Genomic DNA, 11,938 nt, shown 5'->3' on the forward strand with positions numbered 1-11,938 from the left:
ACTGGCGAGGAGTAGAAGACCACCGATATGGTCGATTCTGACTCACGCGTCCGATCTGGGGGTCCCGTCGCTACGGCGGGACCCCCGGTCGTTCCCCAGGAACTGTCGCGGATCTCGCTGATCGCGATCACCCTGGCGGTGCTCGCCGAGGTGCTGCGGGCGGCGTTTCCCGCGTTCGGGCACTACACCGAGAGCGGCGGGGCGGTCACCGCCACGCTGGTGATCCTGGTGTCCTGCCTCGCGGGCTTCCTCGCGCCCGGCGTCCGCGCGGTCGCCGGGCCGCGCGGCCTGGCGGCCGTCGCGATCGGCGGGCTGCTGCTCGTCCGGCTCGCCATGCAGGCCCTCTCACCGGCGCTGTGGCTGGCATTCGCGGGCGCCGTGTTCGGGATGCTCGCGGTCACGGCGCTGTACGAGGCGGCGCGCGGCCTGTCCGGCACCGGGTTCGCGGTCGCGGCGACCGCGGGGCTCACCGGAGACACCGCGCTGCGGCTCGCCTTCGGCACCTGGGACCCGCCCGCGCGTCCGGGCGTCGCGGCCTGGATCGTCACCCTGCTGGTCGTCGCCGGGGGAGTCGCCGTGCTGGCGCGCTGGCTGCGCACCCCGCCGGTCGAGGCTCCGGTGATCGGCTGGCGTGACGCGCTCGGCGCGGCGGCACTGGGGCCGTTCCTGGCCCTGCAGATCCTCGTGCTGTCCAGCCCGGCGTTCGCGTCCTCCAGCGGCGGGCTGCCCCTGGCCGTCGCCGGGGCGGTCGTCCTGGTCGGTCAGGCGCTGGCGCTGGCGTTCCTGTCGTCGGGCCTGGCCGTGGCGGCCGTGCCCGGCGGGGTGTGCGTGTTCGGCGGCACGCTCCTCGGCGTGGGCGCCGGGGCGGTCACCGGCCGGTACGGCCTCACCGGCGCGGTGGCGATCGCCGTGGTGGTGATCGGTCAGGTGCTGTCGGCGTGGCTGCTGGCGGTCGCCTCGCGGGTGCCGCTGCGGCGCGGCGGGTACCGCGGCCGGCCCGCCGAGCGGGGCGGCCCGCCGCCGAACGTCAAGGTCTCCGACACCGGGGGCCGGGCGTGGCGCGTCGACCTGGGCGCGGCCCTCGGCGGACTGGGCGTCCTGGTCGTGATCCTGCCGTACCAACTGCACTACACCCACCCGCTGCCGCTGCCGAACAAGGTCCTGCCGGGCCTGGCGGGCATCGCGCTGGGCCTGCTGTCGGCGATCGCCGCGGCGCGCGGCGGCCCGCTGCCGGTCCGTTCGGCGGTCCGCGCGCTCGGCGCGGGCGCGGGCGCGCTGGTCCTCGTGGTCGTCCCGGTGATCTACGCGGTGACCGCGCCCTCGGTGACGCGGGCGGCGGCGCTGCCGGGCACGTTCCGCCTCGTCTCGTACAACGTCCACGACGCCGTGGGAGACGGGGGCCGGCTGGACCCCGAGGCGGTCGCCCACGCGATCGAGGCGCAGCACGCCGACGTCGTGGCGCTGCAGGAGGTCGGCCGGGGCCGCCCGATGTCGGGCACCGCGGACGTGGCGTCCTGGCTGGCGCGGCGGCTGAAGATGCGTCTCGTGTGGGGGCCGGCGGCCGACCACCAGGACGGCAACGCGGTGCTGACCCGGCTGCGGGTCAAGGCCACCGGTACCGGGCGGCTGCCGGTGGGCGCCGGCCCGCAGGCGCCGGGGTACGTCTGGGCCCGGGTCGACGTCGGCGGCGGGAGCACCGCCGACGTGTGGTCCGTCCAGCTCCAGCAGGGCACCGACCGCACCCAGAGCCGGCTGACCGAGATCGCGAAGCTGCTGCAGGTGTGGAGCGGCGCGCCGCGTACGGTCATCGCCGGGGACATGGGCGCGGGCCCGGGCACTCCGGAGCTGAGCCGGCTGATGGGCCAGAGCGGGCTGCGCAGCCCGATCGACGCGCCTCCGCCGACCACGGCGGGCGGCACGCGTGCCGACTGGATCCTGGGCAGCGACGACCTCGGCTTCGACAGCAGCGCGGTCGACTCCTCCCGGAAGGCCTCGGACCACTACCCGGTGGCCGCGACCGTCCGCGTGGTGGGCTGACCGCCCGTGGAGGAGGCCCGGATCGAGCACGCCGACGTCGCCGACGCCGGGGAGATCCTCACCGTGCAGCGCGCCGCGTACGTCACCGAGGCGCAGCTGCACGGTGATCCGTTCCTGCCCCCGCTGGTCGAGTCCCTCGACCAGATCCGGAAGATGATCGCCGAGTCGCTGGTCCTCAAGGCGAGCGTGGGGTCCCGGCTCGTCGGTTCCGTACGCGGCCGGTTCAACGAGCGCACCTGCCTGGTCGGGCGGCTCGTCGTCGCGCCCGACCTGCAGGGGCGGGGGATCGGCGAGGCGCTGATGCGGGCGCTGGAGGCGGAGGTGGCCGGGCGGGCCGACGCCTGCGTGCTGTTCACCGGGCACCTCAGCGAGACCGACCTGCGGCTGTACCGCCGGCTCGGGTACGCCGAGACCCACCGGGAACGGGTCGCCGACCACCTGACGCTCGTGCACCTGCGCAAGTCCCTGGTCGCGGCCGGGCCCGGCGCCTGATCGCGCGGGGTGCGAAATCCCTTGTGGCCGCCGCGCCGGGGGAGTGAGTACGCTCGCGGTCGTGCTGAGTGTGGGGTTGACCGGAGGAATCGGGTCGGGCAAGAGCGAGGTGTCCCGGCGGCTGGCGGAGCACGGCGCGGTGATCGTCGACGCCGACGCCGCGGCACGTGAGGTCGTCGAGCCGGGCACGCCGGGCCTGGCCGAGGTCGTCGCGGAGTTCGGCGACGGGGTGCTGCGCCCGGACGGCTCGCTGGACCGGGAGCGGCTCGGGTCGATCGTGTTCGCCGACGAGGAGCGGCGGGCGCGCCTGAACGCGATCGTCCACCCGCGGGTCGGCGAGCGGATGCGCGAGCTGGTCGAGCAGGCGCCGCCGGACGCGATCGTCGTCTACGACGTGCCGCTGATCGCCGAGAACGGCCTGGCGGGCATGTACGACCTCGTGGTCGTCGTCGACGCGCCCGTCGAGGAGCAGGTGCGGCGGCTGACCGGACGACGCGGCATGACCGAGGCGGACGCGCGGGCCCGCATCGCCGCCCAGGCCACCCGGGAGCGTCGGCTGGAGATCGCCGACCGGGTCATCGACAACTCCGGCCCGCTGGAGCGGCTCGCCGAGCTGGTCGACGAGCTGTGGGCGGAGCTCAAACGGCGCGCCGACCTGGACGGCGCGCGATGACGCGGGTCACCCGGCCGACCGACAGGGGTGTCGCGCGATGATGCGGATCACCTGGGCGACCGACCAGGGCAGCCCCGCCCGGCCGAACGAGGACTTCGTCGCCACCGCGCTCGGCGCCGCCGTCGTGCTGGACGGGATGAGCATCGACATGAGCCTGGAGACCGGCTGCGTGCACGGCCGCCCGTGGTACGTCGGACAGCTCGCGACCCGGTTGCTCGGCGGCCTCCTCGACCACCGGGTGAGCCCGGCCACGGCCCTGGCCCAGGCGATCGCGGAGACGGCGGACGCGCACGGCGGCCGCTGCGACCTGTCCCATCCCTGGACCCCGGCCACGACGGTCGTCGCGCTGCGCGCCCGGGACCGGGCGGCGGACTACCTGGTGCTGTCGGACTCCACGCTGCTGCTCGACCGGGACGGGCGGGTCACCGCGCTCACCGCCGAGGGCAGCGGGTTCGCCGCGGCCGACCCGCGCGTGGCCGAGCGGGCGCACGTCGGGAGCGTGCCGATCGCGGGCCTGCGCCGGGCGGCGCTGCTCACCGACGGCGCCACTCGGCTGGTCGACCGGTTCGGCCTGACCGACTGGCCGCATACCCTGACCACGCTGGCCGAGCGGGGGCCGGCGGCGCTGATCGAGCAGGTCCGCGAGGCCGAGCGCACCGACCCGGACGGGCGGCGCTGGCCCCGCAACAAGCGTCACGACGACGCCACCGTGGCCTTCTGCGAGTTCGCTAGCCCTTGAGGACCGGCCCTGACCTGAACAACGGACGAGGCGGAGTACCTTCCGGCCGCATCCTTGACGACCGTGACCGAAGATGGTTCAGCGGGTAGGGGACGCGACCAGCGGACCGTCACGTCTCCGACCTTCGGCAGGCGCGGTTGCCGCCCCGGGAGGCGGCGAAGCCCTCGTCGCGGGCCGCCTGGGCCTGCGTCCTGACCGAGGGCGACCCGCCGGAGGGTCTTCCCCTGGCCCGGCGCGTTCCGCAGCGCTCGCGTGCGTCCCGCGTGTGCACCCGGCGACCAGGGGCCGGGTGGGTGCAGCGCACCCACGCCCCGGGGCGCAGCTGCGATTAGCCTAGCCGCTGTGAACAGGGAAAACAGACTCGGTGACTACCTGCGCGCTCGCCGTGCGGAAACCGCGCCGGCGGACGTGGGTCTGTCCGATGACGGATCCCGGCGGGTGCCGGGGCTGCGGCGCGACGAGGTGGCGCTGCTCGCCGGGGTGAGCACGGACTACTACATCCGGCTGGAGCAGGGCCGTGAGCGCCACCCGTCCGAGCAGGTGCTCCGGGCGATCGCTGGTGCGCTGCGGATGGACGCCGCCGCGGCGGCCCATCTCTTCAGGCTCGGCTCGCCCGCCTTCGGGACGGCAGCGGCCACGACGACCGTCGCTCCGGAGCTGCTGCGGCTGATGGACGGCATGCAGGACGTGCCGGCCTTCGTGGTCGGCGCGGCGCAGGACGTGCTGGCGGCCAACGCGATGGCACGTGAGCTGTACCGCGGTTTCGTCCGGTACGACAACCTGCTGCGGATGATCTTCCTCGATCCCTTCGCGCGCGAGTTCTATCTCGACTGGGACGAGGCGGCACGGATCGCGGTTCGCAACCTGAGGGCGTCCTCGGCGCAGTTCCCGCAGGACGAGCGGATCGAACGGGTCGTCGGCGAGCTGAGCGTGCGCAGCCCCGGATTCGCGGGCGTGTGGGCGCGCTACGAGGTCCGTCCCCGTACGCACGAGGACAAGCACTTCCGGCACCCGCAGGTGGGGGAGCTGCGGCTGCACTTCGAGGCGCTGGCCGTCACCAGCGCCCCGGGTCAGCACCTGTCCGTCTACAGCGCGGAACCGGGCAGCCGCAGCGGTGATGCCCTGACCCGGCTGCGCCGGTTGGCCGAGCAGTCCTCCCGCACCGACGCTGCGGAGCCGGAGGACTCGGACGGTGCAGACGCTCTGGGCGACCAGGACGGCTCTACGGCAGAAGGAGATTTTCGATCATGAACTCGTCCCTGGCCGACGTCGCCGGCACTTTCGAGATCGCCGGCAAGAAGGTAGCCCGTCTCGGCTTCGGCGCCATGCGCCTGACCGGGCTGGGAGTGTGGGGTGAGCCCGACGACCGCGAGGAGTGCGTCCGCGTGGTACGCCGCGCCGTCGAACTCGGGGTGCAGCTGATCGACACGGCGGACTCCTACGGCCCGCATGTGAGCGAGGAGATCATCCGGGAGGCGATCCATCCCTATCCCGACGACGTGCTCATCGCGACCAAGGCCGGGCTGACCCGCAACGGTCCCGATGTGGTCAGGACCGGCGGGAAGACGGTGCGTCTCGGTCCGAAGGCGTGGCCGCCGGTCGGGCGGCCGGAGTACCTGCGCCAGCAGGCCCTGATGAGCCTGCGTCGGCTCGGCGTGGACCACATCGACCTGTTCCAACTGCACCGCGTCGACCCGAAGGTCCCGCTGGAGGATCAGGTCGGTGAGCTGAGAAGGCTCCAGGAGGAGGGAAAGATCGTCGCGATCGGCCTGTCCCAGGTCACCGTCGATCAGATCGAGCACGCACGCACGGTCGCCGAGATCGCCACTGTCCAGAACCGCTACAACCTCATCGACCGCGGCTCCGCCGAGGTCCTGGACTACTGCGCCCGCCACGGCATCGGCTTCATCCCATGGGCGCCGGTGGCCGCGGGTGACCTCGCCCGTTCCGGTGGCCCGGTCGACCGGATCGCGGCCGCCCACGGCGCCAGTCCGTCGCACGTGGCGCTGTCCTGGCTGCTGGCCCGCTCCGAGGTCGTCCTGCCCATCCCCGGCACCTCCAAGGTCGCGCACCTGGAGGACAACCTGGCCGCGGCGACGCTGCGATTGAGTGAGGCGGAGACCGAGGAACTCACCGACGCGGCGTGACCGCCGCCCCGAAGGCGGGCGCCTCGTCCCCGTGCATTGGGGAGCCTGCCCCCTCCTACCGACGAAAGGACGCGACTCATGCTGCTCCCCTTCACTGAGGCGGGCCGAGGACGGCCCGTCGTCCTCCTACACGCCCGGCCCACCGACCGCACCATGTGGGGCGCGCACCTCCCGCTGCTCGCCGAGGCGGGCGTGCGAGCCATCGCCCTGGACCTGCCCGGCCACGGCGACGCGCTCGTATCCGACCGCCGTGAGGTGGCCCCTTGGGTGGACGTGCTCGACACGCTCGACCACCTCGGGGCCGACCGGTTCGTCCTGGCCGGAAACTCGCTCGGCGCCCTGGTGGCTCTCCAGGCGACTGTCACGGCGCCCGAGCGGGTGGAGGGCCTGGTGCTCGTCGGGTACCGGCCCCACGATCAGCCGCCCTCCCCACGGCTGCAGGCGGCTTGGGACGGCGAGAGGGCGGCGCTCGCGGCGGGCGACCTGGATGCCGCGGTGGCGGTCGGCGTCCAGGCGTGGACCTCGGCGGGCGCCACCGACGAGGTACGCGCGCACGCCGCCCGTATGCTCCGCCGCCAGCTGACCTCCCAGCTCACGCACGGCGAGCCGCCGTTGGCGGCGGATCCGCTGGGTAAAGACGCGGCGGCCCTGCGCCGGCTCGCCGTCCCCACCCTGGTCGGCGTCGGCGAACACGACATGCCCGACTTCTTTGAAGGCGGCGAAGGATTGGCCCGCGACTTGGGTGCGGGCGAGACCGTGGTCATTCCGGGCGCAGGGCACCTGGCACCGCTGGAAGAGCCCGCGGCCTTCTGCGCCCTGCTGTTGGACTTCGTCGGTCTTCTAGCGTGAACTTCAACCGCTCACGGGACAGAACAGCTAGCGCTCAAGGATCGAGCGGAGCGTGTCGGGGTGGTTGGTGATGATGCCGTTCACCCCGTAGCCGATCATCCGGCGCATCGTCGTGCGGTCGTTGACCACCCATACGAAGACCTTGAGGTGGCGCTTCTTCACGCCGCCGACGTAGCTCTTGGTGACGGTGGTGTACTTCGGGTTGACGTACCGGGCGTACTTGGCGACGGCGGGCAGCTGGGCCGTCGTCGGCTTGCCGATGACGCCGAGCGGCACGGACGGCAGCAGCTTGTGGAAGGACTTCAAGTACGACCACTCGAAGCTCTGCACGATCAGCCGCCCCGGGCGCAGCCAGTACGGTTCGGTGCGCAGCTCGGCGGCGATCCGGCTCGTCATGCCGGGGTACAGGGAGGGGTTCTTGATCTCCAGAAGGAGCTTCATCCCCTTGCCCTTCATGGCGCGCAGCGTCTCGTCCAGGGTCGGCACCCGCTCGCCCTTGTACTTGGAGGAGAACCACGATCCGGCGTCGAGCCGCTTGATCTGCTTGAGGGTGTAGTCGCGGATCCGCCACGGCGAGCCGTGCGGGTAGACCTTCTCGACGTTCGTCGTGCGGCTGAGCGTCTCGTCGTGCATGACGATCAGCTGGTGGTCCTTGGTCTGCTGGACGTCGAGCTCGAAGTAGTCCGCGTGCCTGGTCTTGGCCTGCTGGAAGGCCGGGAGGGTGTTCTCCGGCGCGTACGCGGACGCGCCCCGGTGTCCGACGTCCATCACGGTGGTGGCGGCGGAGGCGGTGCCGGTGAGCGCGAGGGGGAGGGCGGAGGCGAGCGTGACGGTGGCGAGGCGCAGGGGCATGGGGGTCCTTCACGGCCGGGGGCGGGGGCTCGGCTATGACGGTGCTCCGACCGGACTGCCGGGCGGCGAGCAGGGTGTAAGCCCGACATGACGCTCATGTTGACATTCGGTAACGCCGGCCGAAGCCCGGCGGGGGCCGCCGGTCCGGCTCGGAATGTCGGTGGCGGGGCGTAGGTTGAATCTCATACCGGGGACCGTGGCCGTCGGCCCGCCCGATCCAGGAGCCGCCGAGGCGGCCAGCGAGCGCAGCAAGCGGAGGAGCATCGTGCGGCCTGTCACCGATCTTCAGCGGAAGGTGGCGCCCTTCGAGGTCGTCACCGAGATGACCCCGTCCGGTGACCAGCCGGCCGCGATCGCCGAGCTGGAGCGGCGCGTCAAGCGCGGCGACAAGGACTCGGTGCTCCTGGGCGCGACCGGCACCGGCAAGACCGCGACGGTCGCCTGGCTGATCGAGAAGCTGCAGCGCCCGACGCTCGTCATGCAGCCGAACAAGACGCTCGCCGCGCAGTTCGCCAACGAGCTGCGCGAGATGCTGCCGAACAACGCCGTCGAGTACTTCGTCTCCTACTACGACTACTACCAGCCCGAGGCGTACGTCCCGCAGACCGACACCTACATCGAGAAGGACTCCTCGATCAACGACGAGGTGGAGCGGCTGCGGCACTCGGCGACCAACTCGCTGCTGACCCGCCGCGACACGATCGTGGTCGCGTCGGTGTCCTGCATCTACGGCCTGGGCACCCCGCAGGAGTACGTCGACCGCATGGTGCGGCTGCGCGTCGGCGACGAGATCGAGCGGGACGAGCTGCTGCGCCGGCTCGTCGCGATGCAGTACGCCCGTAACGACCTGGCCTTCACCCGCGGCACGTTCCGGGTGCGCGGCGACACGATCGAGATCATCCCGCAGTACGAAGAGCTCGCCGTCCGCATCGAGATGTTCGGCGACGAGATCGAGAAGCTCGCCACGCTGCACCCGCTGACCGGTGAGGTGATCACCGAGGACGAGGAGCTGTACATCTTCCCGGCCTCGCACTACGTCGCGGGCCCGGAGCGCATGGAGCGCGCCATCAACGGCATCGAGACGGAGCTGGAGCAGCGGCTCGCCGAGATGGAGCGGCAGGGCAAACTGCTGGAGGCCCAGCGGCTGCGGATGCGCACCACGTACGACATCGAGATGATGCGGCAGGTCGGCACCTGCTCCGGCATCGAGAACTACTCCCGGCACATCGACGGCCGTGGTCCCGGCACCGCGCCCAACACCCTCCTCGACTACTTCCCGGAGGACTTCCTCCTCGTCATCGACGAGTCGCACCAGACCACGCCGCAGATCGGCGCGATGTACGAAGGCGACATGTCGCGCAAGCGCACGCTGGTCGATCACGGGTTCCGGCTGCCGAGCGCGATGGACAACCGCCCGCTGAAGTGGGAGGAGTTCCTGGAGCGCATCGGGCAGACGGTGTACCTGTCGGCGACGCCCGGTCCGTACGAGCTGGGCCGGGTCAAGGGCGACGTGGTCGAGCAGGTGATCCGCCCGACCGGTCTGGTCGACCCCGAGGTGGTCATCAAGCCGACCAAGGGCCAGATCGACGACCTGGTCCACGAGATCCGGCAGCGCGCCGAGCGCGACGAGCGGGTGCTGGTCACCACGCTCACCAAGAAGATGGCCGAGGACCTCACCGACTACCTCCTGGAGCTCGGCATCCGGGTGCGCTACCTCCACAGCGAGGTCGACACGCTGCGCCGGGTCGAGCTGCTGCGCGAGCTGCGGCTGGGGGAGTTCGACGTCCTGGTCGGCATCAACCTGCTCCGCGAGGGTCTCGACCTGCCGGAGGTGTCGCTGGTCAGCATCCTCGACGCCGACAAGGAGGGGTTCCTCCGCTCGGAGACCTCGCTGATCCAGACGATCGGCCGTGCCGCGCGAAACGTCTCCGGCCAGGTCCACATGTACGCCGACAAGGTGACTCCGTCGATGGAGCGGGCGATCGACGAGACCAACCGGCGGCGCGCCAAGCAGACCGCCTACAACGAGGCGAACGGCATCGAGCCGACGGCGCTGCGCAAGAAGATCGCCGACATCCTCGACATGCTGGCCCGGGAGGACGCCGACACCGAGGAGCTGATCGGCGGTGCCGGGCGGCAGCAGAGCCGGGGCAAGGCCCCGGTGCCGGGCCTGTCCTCCAAGCAGCGGGCCGGCCGGCACGCCGCCGACCTCGTCGGCGAGCGGCCGCGCGAGGAGATGGAGGCCCTCATCGACCAGATGACGCAGCAGATGCACCACGCGGCGGAGGAGCTGCAGTTCGAGATGGCGGCCCGGCTCCGCGACGAGATCAAGGAGCTGAAGCGTGAGCTGCGCGACATGAAGGAGGCCGGCGTCCGGTAGCCGCGCCCTCCGGCCCGGCCCGCATCGCGGGTCGGAAGGACATCCGGCCCGCGCCCCGGGCCGGAACGACACCGGGCCGGAACGACACCGGGCCGGAACGACACCGGGCCGGAACGACACCGGGCCCGCACCGATGATCGGTGCGGGCCCGGTGAGGCACTTCTAAGCCTTAGAGCGGGGTCACGTCCTCCGCCTGCGGGCCCTTCGGACCCTGGGTCGTCTGGAAGCTCACACGCTGGTTCTCCTCCAGGCTACGGAAGCCCGAGGTCGTGATCGCCGAGTAGTGCACGAAAACGTCGGGGCCGCCGCCGTCAGGAGCAATGAAACCGAAGCCCTTGTCGGCGTTGAACCACTTGACGGTACCTTCTGCCACTTTCTTTCTTCTCTCCTTCTTGGGAGCCTCACCGAGACGCCGGTCGGCGTTCCGGGGCTGCGTTACGGACTTTTGCTTACGTCCGCGAAAACTATCCCGGAGAAGCGAAAACGCCCGCCGTCAAAACTTCCTGCGGGCGTTCAAGTAAAACTCAACACGTACGAGGAAACTACGACTGCAACACCTCGGATGCTATCCCCTCCCCGGTACCCCGGCAAGCGTGCCGATCATCGCGGCGTCCCGGAGGCCCATCGCGGCGGCGTTCACGGCTCGCTCCCGGCGCGGAGAGATGAGATCATGACCTGGGGGCGGAGGTGGTGCATGGTCGCGCTCGCGGCACTGGGGAGAAGCATCCGCACCCGCCGTGGCCTGCTCGTCCTGGTCCCGGCGGTCGTCGCGGTCCTGATCGGCGCGCTGGTCGTTCCGTTGGCGGTGACCGGGCAGTGCCGGCTCTTCGGCTCCGGTTGCGGGATCCCGCGCATCCGGTTCGTCCCTCCGCCGACCCGGCTGACCGGGTTGCAGGCCGCCCTGCGCGGCGGCTACGTCGCCCTCGGCGACTCCTACTCCTCGGGGGAGGGCACCTGGGATCTCACCGCCGACCGCGGGTACGCCGGCGGCGGAGCCCAGGACTGTCACCGCTCCCAGGGCTCGTACTTCTCGACCGTGCTGCGGGGCTTCCGGTTCGCCCTGGGCGGCACGCTGTGGGCCTGCAGCGGCGCGCGGGTCGACGACGTCCTGCACGGCGGCCGGTTCGGCGAGCCGGCCCAGGTCGACCGCCTGCGACCGGACACCAGCCTGGTGACGCTCACCATCGGCGGCAACGACATCGGCTTCTCGGAGATCGTCACCCGGTGCGTCGTGCGGCTCCCGTGGTCGTCGGCCTGCCGCGACCAGGACGCGGCCATCCGGGCCCGGATGGCCGCCCTGCCCGCCGGGCTGGCCTCGGTGTTCGAGCAGATCGGGCGGCGGGCGCCGAACGCGCGGATCGTCGTGCTGGGCTATCCCCGGCCGTTCCCCGTGCGCCCCGGCCGCTCGGTGGACAACATCGGCGTCGCCGACCAGGTCTACCTCAACGGCGTCGTCCGCGCCCTCGACGACGTCATCGCCGACGCGGCCCGGCGTGCCGATGGGGGACTGGCGGCGGCCGGCCGTCCGGGCACCGTGGAGTTCGCCGACGGGTACGCCGCGTTCGACGGGCACGAGCTCGGGACCGCGCAGCCGTACCTGAACGCACTCAAGATCGATTTCGGGGCGCTGGCGGCCGAACCCCGCAGCTTCCACCCGAATCAACTCGGCTACGGCGCCTTCGCGCAGCTCATCGACCGGCAGATCCAGTCCGGCCCGGCCCGGCCGGTGTACCAGTACCGCCGCTGACGAGCCCTCTCCGGGCCGCTGA

11 protein-coding genes are annotated in these 11,938 nt (G+C 72.0%); 9 read left to right on the forward strand and 2 right to left on the reverse strand.

Going from position 1 to position 11,938, the window contains the following annotated elements; translation table 11 throughout:
- The first annotated feature begins 27 nt into the window (after positions 1-27).
- The 7 genes from AB0K82_RS23345 to AB0K82_RS23375 all read left to right on the forward strand — a co-directional run bounded on the left by AB0K82_RS23345 (position 28) and on the right by AB0K82_RS23375 (position 6,937).
- Positions 28-2,037, forward strand: coding sequence for an endonuclease/exonuclease/phosphatase family protein (locus AB0K82_RS23345; protein ID WP_364400166.1), 2,010 nt, complete (start codon positions 28-30; stop codon positions 2,035-2,037).
- A gap of 6 nt (positions 2,038-2,043) precedes the next feature.
- Positions 2,044-2,529, forward strand: coding sequence for a GNAT family N-acetyltransferase (locus AB0K82_RS23350; RefSeq protein ID WP_364400169.1), 486 nt, complete (start codon positions 2,044-2,046; stop codon positions 2,527-2,529).
- Positions 2,530-2,590: 61 nt separating this feature from the next.
- On the forward strand, positions 2,591-3,202 hold the full coding sequence (coaE, locus tag AB0K82_RS23355) for a dephospho-CoA kinase (RefSeq protein WP_364400171.1): 612 nt from the start codon (positions 2,591-2,593) through the stop codon (positions 3,200-3,202).
- A gap of 37 nt (positions 3,203-3,239) precedes the next feature.
- A complete protein-coding gene (locus tag AB0K82_RS23360; protein WP_364400174.1) occupies positions 3,240-3,941 on the forward strand; it encodes a hypothetical protein in 702 nt (233 codons plus the stop codon).
- Positions 3,942-4,283: 342 nt separating this feature from the next.
- Positions 4,284-5,192 (forward strand): helix-turn-helix transcriptional regulator, encoded by a 909-nt coding sequence (locus AB0K82_RS23365; RefSeq protein WP_364400176.1) that lies wholly within the window; start codon positions 4,284-4,286, stop codon positions 5,190-5,192.
- Entirely contained in the window at positions 5,189-6,088 is a 900-nt protein-coding gene (locus tag AB0K82_RS23370) for an aldo/keto reductase (protein WP_364400178.1), read from the forward strand. The genes AB0K82_RS23365 and AB0K82_RS23370 overlap by 4 nt, the downstream gene beginning before the upstream one ends.
- Before the next feature lie 78 nt (positions 6,089-6,166).
- A complete protein-coding gene (locus AB0K82_RS23375; protein ID WP_364400181.1) occupies positions 6,167-6,937 on the forward strand; it encodes an alpha/beta hydrolase in 771 nt (256 codons plus the stop codon).
- A 27-nt stretch (positions 6,938-6,964) separates the two neighbouring features.
- On the opposite strand, the gene AB0K82_RS23380 is transcribed toward AB0K82_RS23375, so the two are convergent.
- The gene (locus tag AB0K82_RS23380) at positions 6,965-7,789 is read right to left on the reverse strand and encodes a glycerophosphodiester phosphodiesterase family protein (protein ID WP_364400183.1); all 825 of its coding nucleotides are present in this window, start codon (positions 7,787-7,789) and stop codon (positions 6,965-6,967) included.
- 265 nt (positions 7,790-8,054) lie between these two features.
- Between AB0K82_RS23380 and uvrB the strand changes: the two genes are divergently transcribed.
- Positions 8,055-10,169, forward strand: coding sequence for an excinuclease ABC subunit UvrB (gene uvrB, locus AB0K82_RS23385; RefSeq protein WP_364400185.1), 2,115 nt, complete (start codon positions 8,055-8,057; stop codon positions 10,167-10,169).
- Positions 10,170-10,338: 169 nt separating this feature from the next.
- Here uvrB and AB0K82_RS23390 read toward each other — a convergent pair whose 3' ends face one another.
- The gene (locus AB0K82_RS23390) at positions 10,339-10,542 is read right to left on the reverse strand and encodes a cold-shock protein (RefSeq protein ID WP_252783825.1); all 204 of its coding nucleotides are present in this window, start codon (positions 10,540-10,542) and stop codon (positions 10,339-10,341) included.
- A gap of 321 nt (positions 10,543-10,863) precedes the next feature.
- On the opposite strand from AB0K82_RS23390, the gene AB0K82_RS23395 reads away from it, so the two are divergent.
- Positions 10,864-11,916, forward strand: a complete 1,053-nt coding sequence (locus tag AB0K82_RS23395; RefSeq protein ID WP_364400188.1) for an SGNH/GDSL hydrolase family protein — start codon at positions 10,864-10,866, stop codon at positions 11,914-11,916.
- Positions 11,917-11,938: the final 22 nt, after the last annotated feature.

It is taken from the genome of Actinoallomurus sp. NPDC052274, from assembly GCF_040679475.1.
Classification (GTDB): domain Bacteria; phylum Actinomycetota; class Actinomycetes; order Streptosporangiales; family Streptosporangiaceae; genus Actinoallomurus; species Actinoallomurus liliacearum.